This is a genomic window from Streptomyces cacaoi, assembly GCF_006539165.1.
Lineage (GTDB): Bacteria > Actinomycetota > Actinomycetes > Streptomycetales > Streptomycetaceae > Streptomyces > Streptomyces cacaoi.
The window spans coordinates 40216-61356 of sequence record NZ_BJMM01000019.1; the positions used below are offsets into that span (position 1 = coordinate 40216).

Genomic DNA, 21141 nt, shown 5'->3' on the forward strand with positions numbered 1-21141 from the left:
ACCCCGGCGGCGCCCGCCCCGCCGCCCCGCCGCACCCGCCGAGTCTCCCTGCCGTACTGCCGGACGGCCCCGCCGCCGTGCTGCCGAGAACCCGCCCGCCCCGGAAACCTGGAGCCGCCCCATGGTCCGCGCCGCCGTGCTGCCCGCCGTCCACGCGCCGCTGAGCGTCACCACCATCGAGCTGCCCGAGCCCGGCCCCGGCCAGGTGCGGGTGCGGCTCGCCGCCGCGGGCGTGTGCCACTCCGACCTGTCGCTGTCCAACGGCACCCTGCGCCAGCCGGTCCCGGCGGTGCTCGGCCACGAGGGCGCCGGCACCGTCCTGGCCGTGGGCGAGGAGGTGACCGGCCTCGCACCGGGCGACCGCGTCGTCTTCAACTGGGCGCCCTCCTGCGGCAGTTGCCACTTCTGCGCCCGGCTCCACGAGCCCTGGCTGTGCGTGCGGGCCAACGAGGCCACGACCGCGCCCTACGCGCACACCGGCACCGGCGACGCCCTCTACCCGGGGCTGAGCGTCGCGACCTTCGCCGAGGAGACCGTCGTCCCGGCCCGCGCCCTCATACCCGTGCCGGACGGTGTGCCCTTCCAGGACGCGGCGCTCCTCGGCTGCGCCCTGCTCACCGGCTACGGCGCCGTCCACCACAGCGCCGGGGTGCGGCCGGGCGAATCGGTCGTCGTCCTGGGCACCGGCGGCGTCGGGCTGGCCACGCTCCAGGCCGCCCGGCTCGCCGGAGCCGGGCGGATCATCGCCGTCGACGTGGCCGAGGAGAAGGAGGAACTCGCCCGCTCCGCCGGCGCGACCGACTTCGTCCTGGCCTCCGAACGCACCGCCAAGGACGTCCGCGCCCTGACCGAGGGCGGATACGGCGCCGACGTCGCCCTGGAGTGCGCGGGCCGGGCCGAGACGATCCGCGCCGCCTGGGACGCCACCCGGCGCGGCGGACGCACCACCGTGGTCGGTATCGGCGGCAAGGACGAGCGCGTGACCTTCTCCGCGCTGGAGATCTTCCACTTCGCCCGCCAACTGCGCGGCTGCGTCTACGGCGACTCCGACCCGGCCCGCGACATCCCGCTCCTCGCCGAACACAACCGCACCGGCCACCTCACCCCCTCCACCCTGGTCACCCGCCACATCACCCTGGACGACCTCCCCGAAGCCCTGACACACCTCGACGCTCCCCGCGGCGGCCGGACGGTGGTGCTGTTCTGAAGGGCGCCGCCCGCCCTCCCGATAACGGATCGCCCCCACCGGGGTGCGCTGCCAAGCTGACGGCATGGCTGACGCGGAAGCGCTGTTGATCGGCGGGCGGGCGGGTGTCGGGAAGACGAGCGTGGGGTGGGAGGTTTCGGTGCTGCTGCGTGCGGCGGGGGTTCCGCACGCGGTCGTGGACGGCGACTTCCTGGGGCAGGTGCATCCGGCCCCGCCCGGGGACCCGCACCGTGCGGAGATCACCGAGCGGAATCTGGCCGCCGTCTGGGAGAACTTCGTCCGGTGCGGCTGCCGTCGGCTCGTCTACACGAACACGGCGAGTGTGCTGCCCGAGACCGCCGGCATGTTCCGGCGGGCCATGGGAGAGGGCGTGCGGATCGTACGGGTGCTGCTGACGGCCTCCGATGCCACCGCGCGGGAGCGCCTGGTGCGCCGGGAGGCCGGTTCGGAGCTGGAGAAGGAGTGGGAGCGCAGCAGGCGCAAGGCGCGGTCGCTGGAGCTGCGGGTTCCGGGGGACGCCGTGCGGGTGGCCACGGACGGGCGGAGCGTCCCCGGTGTCGCGCACGAGGTGGTGGCCGCCACCGGCTGGGTTCCGCCCGCGCGTTGAAAGCCGGCCGAGGGGGCGGGCCGAGGCCGTGGGCCGAGGTGGTGTTCTCCGGGGCTAAGCGTGCGCTCAGGTGGGGGATAGGGTGGCGGGATGACCGATGCATCGTTCGGCGGTGTCACGCCCGACGCCGCACGGCGCCTTCTGCTGGGCGCCGTCGACGCCTTCGCGGAACGCGGCTTCCATGCGACGACCACCCGCGACATCGCCGGCCGCGCCGGTATGAGCCCGGCGGCCCTGTACATCCACTACAGGACGAAGGAAGAACTGCTCTTCCACATCAGCAGGGTGGGGCACGAGCAGTCGGTCGCGGTGCTGGCGGAGGCCGTCGAGCAGGCGCCGGACTGCGCCGCGCGGCTGGCCGCCGCCGTCCGCGCGTTCGTCCGCTGGCACGCCGAGCACCACACGACGGCGCGCGTCGTCCAGTACGAACTCGCCGCGCTGGAGCCGGAGCACTACGAGCTGATCGTGGCCCTGCGGCGGCGCAGCGAGGAGATCCTGCGCGGGGTGCTGGAGGACGGGGTGGCCTCGGGCCGGTTCGCCGTCGACGACATCCGCGGGACGACGCTGGCGCTGATGTCCCTGTGCGTGGACGTCGCCCGCTGGTTCCGGCCCGAGGGGCGCCGGACGCCGGACGAGGTCGGCGCGCTGTACGCCGATCTCGCCCTGCGGATGGCGGGCGACTGCGGGGCGGCCCCGGCGGGCGTCACCAGTAGTAGCGGCTGAGGCTCTCGGCCACGCACACCGGCTTCTCGCCGCCCTCGCGTTCGACGGTGACGCGAGCGGCGACCTGTACTCCGCCGTCGGCCGCCTCGTCGACCTCGCCGAGCGTCACCCGGGCCCGCACGCGGGAGCCCACCGGTACGGGCGCGGGGAAACGGACCTTGTTCACGCCGTAGTTGACGCCCATGCGCATGCCTTCGACGCGCAGCACCTGCGGGACGAGGGCGGGCAGCAGCGAGAGCGTGAGATAGCCGTGGGCAATCGTCGTGCCGAACGGGCCCTCGGCGGCCCGCTCCGGGTCGACATGGATCCACTGGTGGTCGCCGGTGGCCTCGGCGAATCCGTCGATCCGCCGCTGGTCGATCTCCAGCCAGTCGCTGGTGCCCAGCTCCTCGCCGGCCGCCTCCCGCAGTGCGCCGGGCGAAGTGAAGACCCGGGGTTCCGCCATGGCGTGTCCCTCCCGAACGGGTACCGAATAAGCGATTGCTCAGTGGTGTTGGCTGCGATCATGCCAGCCGGGAGCGCGGGGCGCCACCGCCGTCGCACGTCGTCCTCACCACATCGCCGGCCGGTGCCCGTGCCAGGGGCGGGCCGCCTCCAGCTGGGCGGACACCGAGAGCAGGGCCGCGTCCTCGCCGTACCGCCCGCCCAGCATCACACCCACCGGGAGCCCCTCGGGTGTGCGGTGCAGCGGCAGGGAGACGGCGGGCTGGCCGGTCGCGTTGTAGAGCGGGGTGAACGGGGTGAAGGCGCCGATCCGGCGGAACTCCTCGGCCGGGTCGGCGTCGCAGCGCAGCGCGCCGACGGGCAGCGGGGGCCGGCTGAGGGTGGGGGAGAGGATCATGTCGTAGCCGCCCTCCGCGGCGAGCAGCGTGTCCGCGACGGCCTGGCCCAGCGACCGGAAGGTGGACAGTGCGGCGGCGAACTCCGGTGCGGGGATGCGCCGTCCGCGCTCGCGCATGTGGCGGGTCAGCGGCATCAGGAGCTCTTCGCGCTCCTCGGGCACCGGGCGCAGCGCCGCCAGCACGGCCCACACCTTGGTGAAGGCGACGGCGATCGATCCGTCGGACGGCAGCGCCACCTCGTCCACCTCGTGCCCCAGCTCGCGCAGCAGCTCCGCCGCCCCGCGTGTCGCGGCCAGGCACTCGGGGTGCAGTTCGGCGTCCGGCAGCGGCGGGTCGGTCAGCGTCGCGATACGCAGCCGGCCGGAAGCGCGCCCGGGGTGTGCGCAGGCCGCGTAGGTGTCGCCCGGCGGGAGCGCGGGCGCGGCGTACGGGTCGCCGGGCATCGGGCCGGCCAGGACGTCGAGCAGCGTCGCGGCGTCCCGCACGGTGCGGCCGAGCGCGCCGGAGGTGGCCAGGCCGGTCACATCGTGCAGCGTGGGGCCCGAACTGACCAGTCCGCGGCTCGGCTTGATGCCGAACAGCCCGCAGACCGACGCGGGGATCCGGGTGGAGCCGCCGCCGTCGCTGGCGTGCGCCACGGGGGCCAGCCCGGCCGCGACGGCCGCCGCGGCCCCGCCGCTGGATCCGCCGGCCGAGCGCGTGGTGTCCCACGGGCAGCGCGCGGGCGGCGCGATCCGGTTCTCGGTGTGCGAAGGCAGCCCGAACTCGGGGGTGTTGGTCTTGCCGGGCATGGGGCTGCCCCCGGCGCGCAGCCGGGCGGCCACATGGTCGTCGACCTCGGGGACGAGGCCCTCGAACGCGGCGGAGCCGAGGGAAGTGGGCACGCCGGCCACGTTGTTGAGGTCCTTGACCGGCACCGGGACCCCGTGCAGCGGCGGCAGCCCGCGTCCCTCGCGGCGGGCGGCGAGTGCTTCCTTCTCGGCCGCCGCGGCCTGGTCGAGCGCGAGCTCCCCGGTGACCGTGACGAAGGCGCCCAGATCGGCGCCGAGGCGGTCGACGCGCTCCAGGTAGTGGCGCGTCAGCTCCACGGGCGAGACGGTGCCTGCCCGTATCGCCGCCGCCTGTTCGGTCGCCGTCAGGTCGTGCAGTGCTGAGTCGGCCATCGTCGCCGTCCATCCCTTCGCGCCCTGTGGGGCCGTCGGCAGAGTGCACGGCGCATACTCGCACCCGGATCACGGGGTTGCATACCGCTCGGTATGCGGCTCAGCCCTGGGAGGGGATGATCGTCGTCCCGAAGCCGAGGCGTGAACTCCCCATGGCGCGGCGGCCGTTGCGGCTCTCGGCGCGCTTGGGGTCGGAACGTGTGCTCTCGGTGCGCTTGTTCTCGGAGCGCTGGGCCTCCGCGCGCCGGGCCTCGGCCCGCTTCTCCGCCCGCTTCTCGGCGCGCTTCTCGGAGCGGCTGGGCTCCGTGCCGCGCCGGGCGGCGGAGTGCGCGGGCTCGGCGCGCTGTTCGGGACAGGCCCGGGAGTGCGGGACGCCGGCCGGCACCCGTGCGGCCGCTGCCCGGTCCGCCGCTCCGGGCTCCCGCTCCTCCACGGCGATCATGCGGCGCAGCACCTCGGCCAGCCGCGGAGTGGGCGGCTGGGCGGGATCGCAGGGCATCAGCGAACGGCCGCCCCAGCTCAGCCGGTGCCACTCGTCCAGCTCGGTGGGCTGCCTGATGCCCTTGCGCTTCTCCCGGCGGCGGCGCGCGCGGACCTCTTCCTCGTAGGCGAGCCAGACGGCGCGTGCCTCTTCCAGCTCCTCCAGTGCCGCCATCAGCAGTGCGGGGTCGGGCTCCCGGTCCTCGGGGTGGAAGCCCGCGTTCCGGCACAGGTGCTGCCAGGTGGCGCGGTGCCCGTAGGGGGCGAACCGCTCCAGACACTTGCGGAGAGCCTGGCGGCGTTGCGAGGGCTCTCTGTCAGGGTCACGGACTTGCTGGGCGAGTGCTCTGAAACCGGCCAATCATCCCACCTCCCGCGGAGAGGACCCGAGTCGTCGGGGATGTGACGTACGACCCCTCGCTCTGGATCCTTCTTGGGCCGAGCTTCTTCGCGCGTCGGCGCGCGGCGTGCTCTGGCGTGGCGGATTACCCCGCATAGTGCCCTCTATTCCTGGATGGGGGATGTGGCCGCCCCAGGGAACGCAGCCGCGCCCGGGGCACCCGCCTGTCACACGTGGTCGGCGCCGTGCGCCGCTCACACGGGGGGAACGAGCCCTGCCCCGTGCCCGTTCCCGAACTCATATAGCAACCTCGTCACCGGACGGGATCCGCCCCCTTCCACGGCGACATACCGACTGGTTAGTCTGCCGGGGCGCGGCCGGCGTGTGCCGGACGCACACGGGCGGCAGGACGAACCGAAGGGGCAGCCATGGAGTCACTGCGGGGCACGGGCGTCGTCGTCACGGGAGCGGGCGGCGGCATAGGCGAGGCGCTCGCGAGGCGGTTCGCCGCCGCGGGCGCCAGGGTCGCCGTCAACGACGTGGACGCCGGGCGGGCGCGGGCGGTCGCCGACGACATCGGCGGTGTCGCCGTGCCCGGCGACGCGGGCGGTGTCGCCGCCGCCGCACGCGAGGCGCTCGGCGGCACCGTCGACACGTTCTGCGCCAACGCCGGCCTCGGCACCCGCGGCGGCCCCGAGGCTTCGGAGGAGGAGTGGGCGACGGCCTGGGACCTCAACGTCATGGCGCATGTGCGGGCCGCCCGCGAGCTGCTGCCGCACTGGCTGGAACGCGGGTCGGGGCGGTTCGTCTCCACCGTCTCCGCCGCCGGGATGCTGACCATGCTGGGCGCCGCCCCCTACAGCGTCACCAAACACGCGGCGCTCGCCTTCGCCGAGTGGCTGTCGGTCACCTACCGGCACCGGGGCGTCGAGGTGCACGCCATCTGCCCCGAGGGCGTGCGCACCGCGCTGCTGGAGCGCACCGGGACCGAGGGCGACATGGTGCTCAGGCCCGGCGCCATCGAGCCCGCCGCCGTCGCCGACGCCCTCTTCGACGCGCTCGGCGCCGGCCGCTTCCTCGTCCTGCCGCACCCGGAGACGGCCGGGTACTACGCGGCACGCGCCGGCGACACCGACCGCTGGCTCGGCGCGATGAACCGCGTCCAGCAGAAGGTCGAGGCCCGGAAGGGGAACGCGGGCCCCGAGGGGGCGGGCCGGACCGCCGGTGCGGGGGACGCGGCGTGACGGCGGCCACGACCTACGAGGACAGGCCCTGGCTCGGCCGGCTCACCCCCGCGCAGCGGGCGCCCGTCGTCCCGCCGGAGACGGTGCTGAGCGCCTTCCGGGAGGCGGCCCGCGCGGTGCCCGGGCGCACGGCGCTCGCCTACTTCGACGGACGGCTCAGCTACGCGGAGACCGACGCGCTCTCCGACGGCGTCGCCGCCCACCTCGCCGCGCGCGGCCTGGAGCGCGGCGAACGGCTCGCGCTGATGTTGCAGAACTCGCCGCACTTCGTGCTGGCCCTGCTCGGCGCGTGGAAGGCCGGGCTCGTCGTCGTCCCGGTCAACCCCATGTACAAGGAGCGCGAGGTACGGCACGTCCTCGACGACGCGGGCGCGGGCGCGCTGGTGTGCGCCGGCCCCGCCTGGCAGGAGCGCCTGCGCACGGCCGCCGCCGGCTCCCCGGTGCGCACCGTGCTGACCGCCTGCGAGCGCGGCCTCCAGACCCGCGACGACCCCCGCGTGCTGGACTTCCCGCGCGCCGCACCGGCCGACGACGCCGACGACCTGCTCGCCGTCGCCCGCGCCGGGGGCGCACCGCCCGCCGGACGGGAGCCGGTGGCCGGCGACATCGCGCTCATCAGCTACACCTCCGGCACCAGCGGAACCCCGAAGGGCGCCACCAACACCCATGCCAATCTGGCCTACAACGCGGAGCGGCAGCGGGTCGGCGGCGCGGTCCCCGAGGGCTCCACCGTCTTCGCGCTGGCCCCGCTCTTCCACATCACCGGCATGGTCGTCGAGCTGGCCGGCTGCCTCGCGGCCCGGGGCACGCTGGCGCTCGCCCACCGCTTCGAGGCGGGCGTCGTCCTCGACGCCTTCCTGGAGCACCGGCCCGCCTTCACCGTCGGGCCGTCCACCGCCTACATGGCGCTGGCCGCACACCCCGCCGCCACCCGGGACCACTTCGCCTCCTTCGTCCACCTCTCCTCCGGCGGGGCGCCGCTGCCCCCGGCGCTCGTCGAGAGGTTCCGCTCCGCCTTCGGGCGATACCTCGGCAACGGCTACGGCCTGACCGAGTGCAGCGCGCCCTGCGCGTCCGTACCGCCCGGCCTGGAGGCGCCCGTCGACCCGGAGTCGGGCACCCTCGCCGTCGGTGTGCCGGGCCCGGACACCGTGGTGCGGATCCTCGACGAGGCGGGCCGGCCGGTGCCGTTCGGCGAACGGGGCGAGATCGCGGTGCGCGGACCGCAGGTCGTGCCCGGCTACTGGGGGCGCCCGCGGGAGAGCGCCGAGGCGCTGCCGGACGGTGAACTGCGCACCGGGGACATCGGGTTCATGGACCGGGACGGCTGGCTCTACGTCGTCGACCGCAAGAAGGACATGATCAACGCCTCGGGTTTCAAGGTGTGGCCGCGCGAGGTCGAGGACGTCCTGCACACCCATCCGGCGGTGCGCGAGGCCGCCGTCGTCGGGGTGCCGGACGCGTACCGCGGCGAGAGCGTCAAGGCGTACGTCAGCCTGCGGGACGGAGCGGCGGCCGGCCCCGGCGAGCTGCGCGACTGGTGCCGCGAGCGGCTCGCCGCCTACAAGTACCCGCGCGAGGTGGCGATCCTGGCCGAACTGCCGAAGACCGCCAGTGGGAAGATCCTGCGGCGTCGGCTGCGTTCCCCGGACGCGCCGGACGACGCGACCGAGCGCTGACCGCCACCGGACGGCGCGGCACCACGTACGACGAGAGGCAGGCGACGGCATGGCGAGCAGAACCGCCGGCAAGGACCACACCGACCGGGCCGCGGCACCGCCCGGCACGGCGGCGGCAGCCGGCGGCGGCGAGGCGCCGGTGCCGCAGCGCCTGATGGCCGCCGCCACCCGGCTGTTCGCCGAGCGCGGCTACGACCGCACCTCCGTCCAGGAGATCGTGGAGGCCGCGGGCGTCACCAAGGGCGCCCTCTACCACTACTTCGGTTCCAAGGACGATCTGCTGCACGAGATCTACGGGCGGCTGCTGCGGCTCCAGCAGGAGCGGCTCGACCGGGTCGCGGACAGCGGCAGCGGCGTCGAGGAACGGGTGCGTGCCGCGGCGGCCGACGTGGTCGTCACCACCATCGAGAACCTCGACGACGCGATGATCTTCTTCCGGTCCATGCACCAGCTCTCCGACGAGAAGCAGAAGCAGGTGCGGGCCGAACGGCGCCGCTACCACGAGCGGTTCCGCGCACTCGTCGAAGAGGGCCAGCGGGCAGGCGTGTTCACCGACGAGACCCCCGCCGACCTGGTCGTGGACTACCACTTCGGCTCCGTGCACCACCTCAGCAGCTGGTACCGCCCGGACGGGCGGCTCACCCCGCAGCAGGTCGCCGACCATCTGGCCGGTCTCCTGATGCGCGCACTGCGCCCGTAGCAACCCGCAGGCGCTCCGCCCGTCCCCAGTCCGTCCACCGAGGAAGGGAACACCCCGTGCAGGTCTGGCGCGTCCACAGCAACGGCGAACCGCGCGATGTGATGCGGCTGGAGGAGATACCCCCGCCCGAGCCCGCCGAGGGCCAACTGCTGGTGCGGGTGCGCGCCGCGAACGTCAACTACCCGGACGCGCTGCTGTGCCGCGGCGAGTACCAGGTGCGGCCCGAGCTGCCGTTCACGCCCGGCGTCGAGCTGTGCGGCGAGATCGCCGGCGGCGCGCGGGCCGGTGAGCGGGTGCTGGCCCAACCGGTGCTGCCGGCCGGGGGGTTCGCCGAGTACACCGTCGTCGACGAGGCCACGGCGCGCCCGGCCCCCGAGGGGCTCGACGACGCGGAGGCCGCCGCCCTGCACATCGGGTACCAGACGGGCTGGTTCGGTCTGCACCGGCGCGCGGGCCTGCGCGAGGGCGAGACGCTGCTCGTGCACGCGGCGGCGGGCGGCGTCGGCAGCGCGGCCGTCCAGCTCGGCAGGGCGGCCGGTGCCCGCGTCATCGGCGTCGTCGGCGGCGAGCACAAGGCGCGGGCGGCACGGGAGCTGGGCTGCGACGTGGTCGTCGACCGGCGTGCCGAGGACGTCGTGGCCGCCGTCAAGGAGGCCACCGGCGGCCGGGGAGCGGACGTGATCTACGACCCGGTCGGCGGCGACGCCTACAAGCAGTCCACGAAGTGCGTGGCCTTCGAGGGCCGCATCGTGGTCGTCGGCTTCGCGAGCGGCGCCGTGCCCACCCCGGCGCTCAACCACGCCCTCGTCAAGAACTACTCGATCCTCGGCCTGCACTGGGGCCTGTACGCGGCCAAGGACCCGGCCGCTGTGGACGCCTGCCACCGGGAGCTGACCCGGCTGGCCGACAAGGGCCTGGTGCGGCCCGTGGTCAGCGAGCGCGTCGGCCTGGACGCGGCGGCCGACGCCGTCCAGCGCGTCTTCGACGGCGTGACCACGGGCCGCATCGTCGTCCTGCCCTGACCGGACCGGGGCGCGCCCGGCCGCACCGGGCCGCGCCCCGCGGACCCCTGCTCCCGCACGACGGCGTCCCCGTCGTCCCTCGTCGTCCCCGTCGTCCCCGCCTGGCGACGCGCGCATATCCGTACATACTCTGGAACGGAGGGCGTGAGTGCCGGAGACGGCCGGCGCGCGACGGAAGGGGTGTCCATGCACACCATGTCGGACGAGGAGTGGCGCGCGTTCGTCACACGTGAGGTCCACACTGGGAAGTTCTCCTACGCCGGGCCCGACGGCGCCCCGCGCGTCACGCCGGTCTGGTACGTGTTCGACGGCGAGGACTTCCTGTTCACCACGGGCGGCGACACGGTGAAGGCGCGCAATCTGCGGCGCAGACCACACGCGGCGCTCTGCGTCGACGACGAGAGGCCGCCCTTCTCCTACGTCGAGGCGCGCGGCGAGGTGACGCTGAGCGAGGACCCGGACGAACTCCTCGACGTGGCCACCCGGGCCGGTGGCCGGTACATGGGCGAGGACCGGGCCGAGGAGTTCGGCAGGCGCAACGGCGTGCCCGGCGAGGTCGTCGTCCGCCTCCACCCGACGAAGGTCGTCGCCTACGCGGAGCTGCTCGACTGACCGTTGCGCCCGTCCGGCCCGGCGCCGGGCAGGGCGGCCCGGGTCCGGGCCGGGCGGCTCGGACGGTACCGCCCGAGCGGCGGGCGGTACCACCCAGCGGTCAGCGGTGAGTGGTCAGTGGCCGGCGCTCAGGGCGGTGAGCGGTAGCGCCCATGCGTCTGCGCGCAGGCCCGGGGGAGGCGCACGGGCCCGGGGAGTCCGGGCCCGCCGCCCGGGCGTACCGCTCAGGCGTCCCGGTCAGGCGTACCGCTTCAGTTCCCGGCGGGCCAGTGACCGCTGGTGCACCTCGTCGGGGCCGTCCGCGAGGCGCAACGTGCGGGCGGCGGCCCACAGTTCGGCCAGCGGGAAGTCCTGCGAGACGCCGCCGGCGCCGTGCAGCTGCACCGCGTCGTCCAGGATCCGCACCACCGCACGCGGCGTCGCGATCTTGATGGCCTGGATCTCGGTGTGCGCGCCCTTGTTGCCGACGGTGTCCATCAGCCAGGCCGTCTTCAGCACCAGCAGCCGCAGCTGCTCGATCTGCACCCGCGCGTCGGCGATCCACTCGTGGATCACGCCCTGCCGGGCCAGCGGTTTGCCGAACGCCTCGCGCTCCAGCGCCCGTCGGCACATCAGCTCGACGCCCCGCTCGGCCATGCCGATCAGCCGCATGCAGTGGTGGATCCGGCCGGGGCCGAGCCGGGCCTGCGCGATGGCGAAGCCGCCGCCCTCCTCGCCGAGCAGATTGCCCGCCGGGACCCGCGCGCCGTCGAAGACGACCTCGGCGTGCCCGCCGTGGTAGTGGTCCTCGTACCCGTAGACGGTCATCGCCCGGCGCACCTCGACGCCCGGGGTGTCGCGCGGTACCAGCACCATCGACTGCTGGCGGCGCACATCGGCGCCGTCCGGGTCGGTCTTCCCCATGACGATGAAGATCCGGCAGTCCGGGGACATGGCGCCGGAGATGTACCACTTGCGGCCCGTGACGACGTACTCGTCGCCCTCGCGCCGGATCGTCGTGCCGATGTTGGTGGCGTCCGAGGAGGCCACGTCCGGCTCGGTCATCGCGAACGCCGAGCGGATCCCGCCCGCCAGCAGCGGCTCCAGCCACCGCTTGCGCTGCTCGGGCGAGCCGAAGGAGGCCAGCAGTTCCATGTTCCCGGTGTCGGGCGCCGCGCAGTTGAGGGCCGTCGGCGCCAGCTGCGGGCTGCGTCCGGTGATCTCCGCGAGCGGCGCGTACTGGAGGTTCGTCAGCCCGGCGCCGTACTCGGGATCCGGCAGGAAGAGGTTCCACAGGCCCTGCCTGCGCGCCTCGGCCTTCAGCTCCTCGACGACCGGGGGCGTGGCCCAGGGCGAGTCCTGCTGTGCGCGCTGCTCGGCGGCCACCTGCTCGGCGGGGTGGACGTGCGCGTCCATGAACGCCAGCAGGCGCTCGCGCAGTTCCTCGGTGCGGGCGTCGTATGCGAAGTCCATGTGCCGCTCAGCCCTTCCGGAGCGTGGTGAGTCCGTTGTCGATGAAGACCGGGACGAGCGCGCCGATCCGGTCGAAGCCCGCGCCGACGGTCTGCCCGAGCGTCCAGCGGTAGTGGATGCCCTCCAGGATCACGGCGAGCTTGAAGTAGGCGAACGCGGTGTACCAGTGGACGCGGGAGACGTCCCGGCCGCTGCCCCGCGCGTACCGCTCCACCAGCTCGGCGGCCGACGGGTGCCCGGGTGCGCTGCCCGTGGTGGATATCGGGGAGCCGGGAAGGTCCAGTTCGCTGTACATGGTGAGCAGACCGAGGTCGGTCAGCGGGTCGCCGAGGGTGGACATCTCCCAGTCGAGCACCGCCGTGATCCGCCCGTCGTCGTCCACCAGGACGTTGTCGAGCCGGTAGTCGCCGTGCACCAGCGTGGGCGGCGGCGAGTCGGGCAGCGCGGCGCCGAGCGCGCGGTGCAGCTCGTCGACGCCCGGCAGCTCGCGGCTGCGCGAGGCCGCCAACTGCTTGCCCCAGCGGCGCAGTTGACGCTCCAGGAAGCCCTCGGGCCGGCCGAAGTCGGCGAGCCCGACGGCTGCGGGGTCGACGGCGTGCAGTGCGGTGAGCGTGTCCGGCAGCGCCAGGACGATCGCGCGGGTGCGCTCGGCGCCCAGCTGTGTCAGCTCCTCGGCGGTGCGCAGCGGGGTGCCGGGCATGTGCTCCATGACGTAGAAGGGCGCGCCGAGCACGTCCTCGTCCTCGCACAGCAGCACGGTGCCCGGCACCGGTACCGGGGTGTCGCGCAGCGCGGTGATGACGCGGTACTCGCGCGCCATGTCGTGCGCCGTGGCCAGCACATGGCCCAGCGGCGGCCGGCGGACCACCCATCGCGAGGTCCCGTCGGTGACCCGGTAGGTCAGATTCGAGCGGCCGCCCTGGACGACCTCGGCGGTCAGCGGCCCCTGCACCAGGCCCGGCCGCTCGCGCTCCAGATACGCGGCCAGCCGGGCGGGTTCGAGCCCCGGCGGATGCTGTTCGCTCATGTGCCTGCTCCTCTGCGTCGGTCGCTCCGATCATGCCGACTAGTCGGTATGGAGTCCAGAGGCCGACCGGCCCCGGGACGCGCCCCGGGGCCGGAAGGCTCAGCCGCGGGGCGCGGGAACGGCCCGCAGGGCGCGGGCGACGGTCTCGTCCACCGTCCCGGTCACCGGGACGGTGACGCCGGGCTCGTCCCCCTGGAGCGGCTGGAGGGTGTCGAACTGCGAGCGCAGCAGGCTCACCGGCATGAAGTGGCCCCTGCGCCCGGCCAGTCGGCCCGCGAGGAGGTCGAAGTCCCCGTGCAGGTGCAGGAAGAAGACGGCCGGGGAGGCGCGCCGCAGCCGGTCCCGGTACGCGCGCTTCAGCGCCGAACAGGAGGCCACGGCGCCGCCGTCGGCGTGCGCGGCCAGCCAGCGGGCGACGGCGTCCAGCCAGGGGGCGCGGTCGGCGTCGTCCAGCGGGACGCCGGAGCGCATCTTCTCGATGTTGGCGGCGGGGTGGAAGTCGTCGGCGTCCCCGTAGGGCAGCCCCAGGGCCTCGGCGAGCCGCTCGCCCACCGTCGTCTTGCCCGAGCCGGAGACGCCCGTCACCACGAGCAGCGGTGCCCGGCCGGTGTCACCGCCCGGCCCGCCGGTGTCCGGCCTCGCTTCGTCCGTCACAGCAGAATCACCCCCACGACGATCAGTGCCAGCACGCTCAGCAGCGTGCCGCGGACCTCCGCCGCGCCCATCGCCTCCGGCTGTGCCCGGGACAGGGCGCGGATACGGCGCTGGGTCACGCGGAGCATGGCCAGCCAGGCGAGTGCCCCGCATGCGGCCGCCACCACGGCGAGCGCCGAACGTTCCACGAGCGCGACGCGCGCGGCGAGCGCGACGACCACCACGAAGGACAGCGTCGTGCGGCGCCAGGCGAACCAGGTGCGCTCCGGCTGGGCCCCCGGGTCGCGCGGGGGGAAGGTGACCCGCGTCCGCCCGTTCCCGCTCACGCCGTCCTCCGTGCACCGCCGCTGCCGTGCCCCCGTCCGCTGCCCCGGCTCACCGGCCGGCCCAGCCCAGGACCACCACCGCGATCACGAGGACGGCGGCGCCCGCGGTCGCCGTCGCCAGCACGGCGGGGAACCGGGACGCCGGAAGGTCCTCGCCGCGCCGCATCGCGCGCTCCACCCGCACCCACTGGTGCACGGCGCGGAAGGCGCACGCCACGGCGCCGGCCAGCAGCACGATCGCCACCGTCGTCCGCGCGGCCCAGCGCAGTCCGGTGAGGAACTGGTCCACGGCGATACCGCCGGCCACCAGGGCCAGTGCGGTGCGGATCCAGGCCAGGAAGGTGCGCTCGTTGGCGAGGGAGAAGCGGTAGTCGGGCGTGGTGCCTTCCTCGCGGATGCGTTCGGGGGCGAACCACAGCCGGACGGCTGCCGTGATGCGGGCGATCATGGCCCCACCGTACGTCGCGGCCCGCGAGCCGCCGCCCGGTGGGCACCGCAGGTTCAGCCCCGGGCCGCGTCCAGCCTGCGGTGGCACTCCAGGCCGTCCGGGACCACGTCCCAGGTGGGCAGCCGGCGCTCCAGCTCGTCCTCGGTCAGGAAGTCCCACCAGGCGACCTCCTCCGGCTGCGGGCGGACGGGCAGCGTGCAGACCACCTCGTAGACCTGGATGAACCAGGACACCTCGGGTGTCTCGAAGAGGAACTTCAGCCGCAGCTCCGGCAGGGGCAGTCCGCGCACCCCCAGTTCCTCCTCCGCCTCGCGCAGCGCCGCCGTGTCGTAGTCCTCGCCCGCGCCGACCACGCCGCCCACGACGACGTCGTACATCGAGGGGAAGATCAGCTTCTCCGGGGTGCGGCGGTGTACGAAGATCCGGCCCTCGCCGTCCCGGACCCGGATGGCGGTGCAGCGGTGCCGCAGCCCGTGCGCATAGACCTCGGCACGGCGGCGCTGCCCGGTCATCCGGTCCCGCTCGTCCACGGTGTCCAGCAGCTCGTCCGCCGCGAGCCCGCCCTGCCGGCCCTGCTGACTCTCCTGTGTCATACCGGTCATCCAATCACCGCGCTCCGCGAGGGTGTCCGGTGGCCGGGTCCCGCGGTTACTCTCCGGTCACCACGGCGACCGCGGCGGAGAGGATGGTCAGGAATGGCGTACGACGCCGATGCGATCGTGATCGGGGGCGGCCTCGCGGGGCTCGCCGCCACGGCGGAACTCGCCGAGGCCGGGCGGCGGGTGATCCTCCTCGACCAGGAGCCCGAACAGGCGCTCGGCGGCCAGGCGCACTGGTCCTTCGGCGGGCTCTTCTTCGTCGACTCGCCCGAGCAGCGGCGGCTGCGCATCCGCGACAGCCACCGGCTGGCCTGGCAGGACTGGCTGGGCACGGCCGCCTTCGACCGTCCCGAGGACCACTGGCCGCGCCGCTGGGCGGAGAGCTATGTCGACTTCGCCGCCGGGGAGAAGCGGGCCTGGCTGCACCGCATGGGCGTGCGGTTCTTCCCCGTCGTCGGCTGGGCCGAGCGCGGCGGCTACGACGCGAACGGGCACGGCAATTCGGTGCCGCGCTTCCACATCACCTGGGGCACCGGGCCCGGCCTGGTCGAGCCGTTCGAGCGCCGGGTGCGGGCGGGCGTCGCCCGCGGCCGGGTCGAACTGCGCTTCCGGCACCGGGTGACGGGACTGAAGCGGACCGCGGGCGCGGTGGACACCGTCACCGGCGAGGTGCTCGCGCCGAGCACGGCGCAGCGGGGCACCGCCAGCAGCCGCGAGGCCGTCGGCACCTTCGAACTGCGGGCCCAGGCCGTGATCGTCGCCTCCGGGGGGATCGGCGGCAACCACGAACTGGTACGAGCCAACTGGCCCGAGCGGCTGGGGACCCCGCCGGAGAAGATGCTCTCCGGCGTCCCCGCCCATGTGGACGGGCTGATGCTGGGCGTCGCCGAGGACGCCGGCGGACGGATCATCAACCGCGACCGGATGTGGCACTACACCGAGGGCATCGAGAACTGGAACCCCATCTGGGCCCGGCACGGCATCCGGATCCTGCCCGGGCCCTCCTCGCTGTGGCTGGACGCCACCGGCCGGCGGCTGCCCGTGCCGCTCTTCCCCGGCTTCGACACCCTCGGCACGCTCGACCACATCATGCGTACCGGGCACGGCTACACCTGGTTCGTGCTCAGCCGGAAGATCATCGAGAAGGAGTTCACGCTCTCCGGGTCCGAGCAGAACCCCGACCTGACCGGGCGCTCCGTACGGGACGTGCTCGGCCGGGCCCGGCACGGAGCCCCCGGACCCGTCCAGGCGTTCATGGACCACGGGGCCGACTTCGTCATCGAGCGCGAACCGGCCGCGCTGGCCCGGCGGATGAACGAGCTGACCGGCGACGACCTCATCGACGCCGACGCGCTGCACGGCGAGATCGCCGCCCGCGACCGGGAGATCCGCAACCCGTACAGCAAGGACCTCCAGGTCACCGCGGTCCACGGCGCCCGGCGCTACCTCGGCGACCGGCTGATCCGGGTCGCCGCACCGCACCGGCTGCTCGACCCCGCAGCCGGGCCGCTGATCGCCGTCCGCCTCAACATCCTGACCCGCAAGTCCCTCGGCGGCCTGGAGACGGACCTGTCCGCGCGGGTGCTGACCGAGGACGGCTCGCCCCTGCCCGGGGTCTACGCGGCAGGGGAGGCCGCCGGGTTCGGCGGGGGAGGCGTGCACGGATACCGCTCGCTGGAGGGCACCTTCCTCGGCGGGTGCCTCTTCTCCGGGCGCACCGCCGGACGGGCCGCCGCCCGCGCGCTCGGCTGACCCGGAGCGCCGGCCGCCTCCCCGCGGCTCACCGCCCCAGTACCGCGGCGCCCGGAGCGCAGGCGCTGCGGACGGCGGCCAGTTCGTCGGGCGGCAGGCGCAGCGCGGCGCCCCGCCGGCCCGGGTCGAGCATCGTCGCCGCCCGGTCCAGCCAGTCGGGCAGCGGCGGGACACCGAGGAACCCGGCCAGCCGCGTGAGCTGTTCGCGCGGCTCGTCCAGCATCCGCTCGTACGAGAGTGTCGTCACGGTGTCCGGCGGGAGCGCGCCCAGATGTTCGGTGGCCTCCTGGACGAGCCGGGACCACAGCCCGGCGAACCGGGCCACGGGCAGCTCACGCTCCCACAGCAGTGCCGGGTCGAACCGCTCCTCCAGCAGCGCGGACAGATGCGGCGGCAGGACGGCCTTGTGCTCGTCGGTCAGCTCCCGCGGGGAGTCCACCCCCGCCAGCTCGGCCATGTCCATCAGCTGCATGATCATCCGGAATCCGGCGTGCCGGCTCATCGAGAGCGCGCAGTCCGGCCCGTCCCGGTGCAGATGCACGAAGCGGGCGTGCGGGAAGTGCGCGTGCAGCAGCGGAATGTTGCCCGTGGAGAAGCCCGAGCGTTCGACGACGGCCCGGGCGCCGCCCTGGTGCGCGGCGAGCGCCTCGAACAGCGTCTCCCAGTGGGCGGCGCAGGGCGCGGACGGCCGGCTCGTGATCTTCGGCTCCAGGGTGTCCAGGAGCCCGTCCGGATCGTCGGACAGATGCGGCAGCACCATCAGCGAGAGCGCGGGAATGCCTCCGCCCTCGGTGCTGTAGCGGCCGGTGGACATGTCGTAGAGGAACTCCGGCAGCGGGACCTCGCTGCGGATCATGTTGTTGAACAGCTCGTTCGGCGCGGTGATCCGGGACCAGAACTCCTTGCCCGTCAGCGGCTCCTCGCACAGCGTGTCCGGCTGAAGGGCGGTGGCGCCCAGCTCGTTGAGGCTCAGCACGTCCGGGTGCTCGCGCAGCACCCGGGACAGTGCCGTCGACCCCGAACGCCCCGTCCCCACAACGAAGGTCAGATTCTCCGCACTCACGTATTTCCCTCCCCTGGGACCTGCCAGGTCCACATCGCCGTCGCCCCGAGTCCTGCCCACCCGACATCCCGGAGCAACCACGGCACCACGGAGCGGGGGTCTCCCAGAGGGGGCGGAAGCCACCCGGCCCCCCGGCCGGCGAGGCCAACGGGGAGAGGGGCGAAGCCCCATACAGGGGGCGAAGCCCTGGGGAGGGCCACCACGACGGCGCGGTACGAACGCAGAGACCCCGGCCACCCCGCGCAGACCCCAGAAACCCCCTCAGCCGACCCCCCGCAACCGATCCAACTCCCGCCTCTCCCGCTTGGTGGGCCGCCCGGCACCCCGGTCCCGCCGAGGCACGGCCGCCGCCTCCGCGGGCGCCGGCGGCGGCGGACTGTTGTCGAGGTAGCACTCGGCGGCCACGGCCGCCCCCACCCGCTTCTTGATCAGGCGCCGGACGACGACGATCCGCTCCCGCCCCGAGTGCCGTACCCGCACCTCGTCGCCCACCCGCACGGGGTGCGCCGCCTTCACGGACTCGCCGTTGACCTTGATGTGACCGCCCCGGGCGGCCGTCGCCGCCTGGGAGCGGGTCTTCGTCAGCCGTACCGACCAGACCCAGCTGTCGACCCGCACCGGTGCCGCGGTGTCCGTGCTCCCCGCCTGTGACGTCATGGGACGACTCTAGGCGAGCCGCCGGGGCGGCCGGGAGGGTTCCCGCGCGGGGGCGAGATGGCCGGGAACATCGGAGAATGCCGGTAATGGGCTCTTCCTCTGCTGCTTCTTCCGCTGACTCCTTCCCCGACCCGTCGGACGGCCGGGAAGCGGCGCTGCGTGCCCTCGCCTCCCGGGCGCTGCGCCTCGGCCCGCGCCCGCTGCCACGCCCGTGCGCGGGTCGCCGCGCGGGAGCACGAACGCCGGGAGGGGCGCGCGCCGAGCTGTGCGGCCGGGGAGCCTGGGGAGGAGCGCGAGATCTGGGCGGAGCGGGCCGATGTGCCGGAGGACGTCGCCGTCCTGCCCGGCGCACCGCCCTGGACGGGCTCGGTCCTCTCGGCGCTGCCGGGCAGCTCGACGGTGCTGCGGCCGGAGCGGGACCCGGCCGGCGAAGTGTCCGACTTCACCGTCGTCGCGGCGAACGACCGGGAGCTGAGCGGGGGGCTGCGCACCCCGGCGCGGCTGATCGGCCGGCCGATCTCCGAGGTGCGGCCCGGGGTGCACGCCAGCGGGATGTTCGCGCTGTACTGCGAGGCACTGCGGGACGGGCGGCCGGTCGCGAGCGACGCGTTCGACTATGTCGACGTGGTCGAGGGTGCGGTGCACCGGGCCCGGCTCAGCGGTGTCGTCAGCCCGCTCGCGGGCGAGGACGGGCTGCTGCTCACGCACTGGCAGCCGGTGGGCGAGGCCGCCATCGGGCAGCGCGTCCAGCGCACGGGCCGGATGGGCTGGGCCGAGTGGGACCTCGTCTCGGGCCGGGTCCAGTGGTCCGTCGGGATGCGCCGGCTGCTGGGCCTGGAGGAGGCACCGGCGGAGGACGACGTGCCGGACGGGACGGGGGCGGCGGAGACGGCGGACACGGCGGGTACGGCGGGGGCGCCGGGTGGGGAGCGTGCCGGGTGGGAGACGGGCGTGCGGCGCGGCCGGGGCGGTGACACGGCGCCGCTGGTGGCACAGGCGCGGGATCCGGCCGCCGACATCCTCTCCGTCGGCCGCCTCGTCGAGCGCTCCGACGTCCCCGGCTTCGTCCAGGACGTACGCGAACTGCTCACCGGGGGCGAGATCGCCGACCGCGAGCTGACGCTGCACACCCCGGCGGGCACCCGCCGGGTGCGCTGGCTCGGCCAGGCGCAGCCCGCCGGCAGCGACCCGCCCACGACGGTGCTGTTCGCCGCCCGGGACATCACCGAGCAGGAGGAGCGGCTGCGTTCGGCGCTGAGCACAGCGGAGCGGCTGCGGCAGGAGGCCGCGGCCGAGCGCCGGGTCTCCGAGACGCTGCGCGGCGCGCTCACCCCGCCGCCTGCCGGTGGTCGGCGCCGAGGGGATCTCGGTGGGCGCCGCCTTCGTCCCCTCGGACCACCGCATCGGCGGCGACTGGTACAAGTGCCGCGAACTGCCCGACGGCCGGGTGCTGCTGGCCGTCGGGGACGCCTCGGGGCACGGGGTGGACGCGGCCAGCAGGGCGGTGCAGCAGCGCTCGGCGCTGGCCGGGCTCGCCTACACCGACGGCGACCCGGGGGAGCTGGCGACGGCGCTGGGCGAGGTCGTCTACTACTCGGGCGTCGACAGCACGGCGACGGCCGTCATCGGCCATCTCGACCCGGCCTCCCGGCGGTTCCGGTGGGCCAGCGCCGGGCATCCGACGCCGCTGCTGGTGCGGGACGGCGAACCCCGGGTGCCGGACGCGGAGCACGGCCTGATGTTCGGGGTGGCGCCGGAGCCCTCCTACCCGGTCAACTGCACCCTGTTGCGGCCGGGCGATCTGCTGGTCTTCTACACCGACGGCGTCATCGAGAGCCGGGGTCAGGACCTGGACGCCGGGACGCGCGCCCTGATCGACGCCGTGCGGGAGTGTGCCGCGGGAGGCGACGGCGGGGCCCGCGCGGTGGCGGACCGTGTGATGGGCGAGATCCTCGGGCCCGAGGCGGAGGACGACGCGACGGTCTTCGTGCTGCGGGTGGCCTGAGCACGCAGGCCCCGCCTGCGGGTGGTGGGAGCGCGCGGGCCCGGACCCGGATCCGGACCCGGGGCGCGGCCCGAGCGCGGTGTCCCGGACGGCGGGGCCGGTCCGGGGCACGTCAGCGGTCCGGACGGCCGCGCTCGTACCGGTTCACCAGGCGGTAGCCGAGCAGGGCGCCGTCCCCGTCGAGCGTCATCTCGTAGGAGCCCAGCAGGCTGGTGGTGTCGGGCACCCTGCGCAGCTCGACCGCTTCGACGCGCAGTTGCCAGCCGCCCTCGCCGTCCGGCTCGACGCGGGAGAACGACTCCGGTTCGCTGCCGGTCAGCTCGCGCAGGGTCTCGCGCGCGGCGACCAGCACCTCGGCGACGGGCACGGCCCGGCTCGGCCGCCCTCCGGCCCGGGCGTCGTCCGTTCCGCCGCCGGCGTCCGGTGTCCGCCCGGCGCCGTCCTGCCGCGCGGTACGGCTGGGCTTCTCCTTCTCGGCTGCCACGTCTCCTCCTCGGTCGGGCCCCCGGGCGCCCGGTCGCAAGCGGCCGGGCGCCCGG

21 protein-coding genes and 1 pseudogene are annotated in these 21141 nt (G+C 74.8%); 10 read left to right on the forward strand and 12 right to left on the reverse strand.

The genetic code is table 11. The annotated features are described in order from the left end of the window. The first annotated feature begins 121 nt into the window (after positions 1-121). The 3 genes from SCA03_RS18585 (at position 122) to SCA03_RS18595 (ending at position 2537) form a co-directional block, all read left to right on the forward strand. Complete coding sequence (locus SCA03_RS18585; protein WP_141275508.1) at positions 122-1207, forward strand: Zn-dependent alcohol dehydrogenase; 1086 nt, start codon at positions 122-124, stop codon at positions 1205-1207. A 64-nt stretch (positions 1208-1271) separates the two neighbouring features. Then, positions 1272-1814: a hypothetical protein gene (locus tag SCA03_RS18590; protein WP_086818054.1), complete on the forward strand. Its 543-nt coding sequence runs from the start codon at positions 1272-1274 to the stop codon at positions 1812-1814. A 90-nt stretch (positions 1815-1904) separates the two neighbouring features. Next, entirely contained in the window at positions 1905-2537 is a 633-nt protein-coding gene (locus SCA03_RS18595; RefSeq protein ID WP_086818055.1) for a TetR/AcrR family transcriptional regulator, read from the forward strand. Here SCA03_RS18595 and SCA03_RS18600 read toward each other — a convergent pair. From SCA03_RS18600 to SCA03_RS18610, 3 genes and pseudogenes are all read right to left on the reverse strand, one after another. Further along, the gene (locus SCA03_RS18600; RefSeq protein ID WP_086818056.1) at positions 2518-2982 is read right to left on the reverse strand and encodes a MaoC family dehydratase; all 465 of its coding nucleotides are present in this window, start codon (positions 2980-2982) and stop codon (positions 2518-2520) included. The genes SCA03_RS18595 and SCA03_RS18600 overlap by 20 nt on opposite strands. Positions 2983-3087: 105 nt before the next feature. Continuing rightward, positions 3088-4542 (reverse strand): amidase, encoded by a 1455-nt coding sequence (locus SCA03_RS18605; RefSeq protein WP_086818057.1) that lies wholly within the window; start codon positions 4540-4542, stop codon positions 3088-3090. 409 nt (positions 4543-4951) lie between these two features. Beyond that, positions 4952-5383, reverse strand: a pseudogene (locus SCA03_RS18610) (hypothetical protein); the annotation flags it as partial. 407 nt (positions 5384-5790) lie between these two features. On the opposite strand from SCA03_RS18610, the gene SCA03_RS18615 reads away from it, so the two are divergent. From SCA03_RS18615 to SCA03_RS18635, 5 genes are all read left to right on the forward strand, one after another. Beyond that, a complete protein-coding gene (locus SCA03_RS18615; RefSeq protein WP_037865642.1) occupies positions 5791-6606 on the forward strand; it encodes an SDR family oxidoreductase in 816 nt (271 codons plus the stop codon). Further along, on the forward strand, positions 6603-8285 hold the full coding sequence (locus tag SCA03_RS18620; RefSeq protein WP_086818058.1) for an AMP-binding protein: 1683 nt from the start codon (positions 6603-6605) through the stop codon (positions 8283-8285). The genes SCA03_RS18615 and SCA03_RS18620 overlap by 4 nt, the downstream gene beginning before the upstream one ends. A 154-nt stretch (positions 8286-8439) precedes the next feature. Next, on the forward strand, positions 8440-8985 hold the full coding sequence (locus SCA03_RS18625; protein WP_051855899.1) for a TetR/AcrR family transcriptional regulator: 546 nt from the start codon (positions 8440-8442) through the stop codon (positions 8983-8985). 56 nt (positions 8986-9041) lie between these two features. Further along, complete coding sequence (locus tag SCA03_RS18630) at positions 9042-10007, forward strand: NADPH:quinone oxidoreductase family protein (protein WP_086818060.1); 966 nt, start codon at positions 9042-9044, stop codon at positions 10005-10007. Between the two features lie 186 nt (positions 10008-10193). Next, entirely contained in the window at positions 10194-10619 is a 426-nt protein-coding gene (locus tag SCA03_RS18635) for a PPOX class F420-dependent oxidoreductase (protein ID WP_030876719.1), read from the forward strand. 237 nt (positions 10620-10856) lie between these two features. Here the strand turns inward: SCA03_RS18635 and SCA03_RS18640 are convergent, their stop codons facing one another. From SCA03_RS18640 to SCA03_RS18665, 6 genes are all read right to left on the reverse strand, one after another. Beyond that, the gene (locus SCA03_RS18640; RefSeq protein ID WP_030876722.1) at positions 10857-12071 is read right to left on the reverse strand and encodes an acyl-CoA dehydrogenase family protein; all 1215 of its coding nucleotides are present in this window, start codon (positions 12069-12071) and stop codon (positions 10857-10859) included. Positions 12072-12078: 7 nt separating this feature from the next. Beyond that, complete coding sequence (locus SCA03_RS18645; protein ID WP_030876725.1) at positions 12079-13098, reverse strand: phosphotransferase family protein; 1020 nt, start codon at positions 13096-13098, stop codon at positions 12079-12081. A 99-nt stretch (positions 13099-13197) separates the two neighbouring features. After that, positions 13198-13752, reverse strand: coding sequence for a gluconokinase (locus SCA03_RS18650; protein WP_037851977.1), 555 nt, complete (start codon positions 13750-13752; stop codon positions 13198-13200). After that, positions 13749-14078: a DUF202 domain-containing protein gene (locus tag SCA03_RS18655; protein WP_037851979.1), complete on the reverse strand. Its 330-nt coding sequence runs from the start codon at positions 14076-14078 to the stop codon at positions 13749-13751. Before SCA03_RS18655 ends, SCA03_RS18650 begins: the two co-directional genes overlap by 4 nt. Positions 14079-14127: 49 nt before the next feature. Further along, positions 14128-14526, reverse strand: a complete 399-nt coding sequence (locus SCA03_RS18660) for a YidH family protein (protein ID WP_030876733.1) — start codon at positions 14524-14526, stop codon at positions 14128-14130. A gap of 53 nt (positions 14527-14579) precedes the next feature. Further along, positions 14580-15119, reverse strand: a complete 540-nt coding sequence (locus tag SCA03_RS18665) for an NUDIX domain-containing protein (RefSeq protein WP_086818063.1) — start codon at positions 15117-15119, stop codon at positions 14580-14582. Positions 15120-15221: 102 nt separating this feature from the next. Between SCA03_RS18665 and SCA03_RS18670 the strand changes: the two genes are divergently transcribed. Further along, a complete protein-coding gene (locus SCA03_RS18670; RefSeq protein ID WP_086818061.1) occupies positions 15222-16877 on the forward strand; it encodes an FAD-binding dehydrogenase in 1656 nt (551 codons plus the stop codon). Positions 16878-16905: 28 nt separating this feature from the next. On the opposite strand, the gene SCA03_RS18675 is transcribed toward SCA03_RS18670, so the two are convergent. Together SCA03_RS18675 and SCA03_RS18680 are read right to left on the reverse strand one after the other, a co-directional pair. Next, positions 16906-17940, reverse strand: coding sequence for a sulfotransferase family protein (locus SCA03_RS18675; RefSeq protein WP_230988800.1), 1035 nt, complete (start codon positions 17938-17940; stop codon positions 16906-16908). A 261-nt stretch (positions 17941-18201) separates the two neighbouring features. Then, positions 18202-18597: an RNA-binding S4 domain-containing protein gene (locus tag SCA03_RS18680; protein ID WP_030876744.1), complete on the reverse strand. Its 396-nt coding sequence runs from the start codon at positions 18595-18597 to the stop codon at positions 18202-18204. A gap of 1369 nt (positions 18598-19966) precedes the next feature. On the opposite strand from SCA03_RS18680, the gene SCA03_RS18685 reads away from it, so the two are divergent. Further along, a complete protein-coding gene (locus SCA03_RS18685) occupies positions 19967-20602 on the forward strand; it encodes a PP2C family protein-serine/threonine phosphatase (protein WP_170223844.1) in 636 nt (211 codons plus the stop codon). A 112-nt stretch (positions 20603-20714) separates the two neighbouring features. On the opposite strand, the gene SCA03_RS18690 is transcribed toward SCA03_RS18685, so the two are convergent. Beyond that, entirely contained in the window at positions 20715-21086 is a 372-nt protein-coding gene (locus tag SCA03_RS18690; protein WP_230988801.1) for a gas vesicle protein GvpO, read from the reverse strand. Positions 21087-21141: the final 55 nt, after the last annotated feature.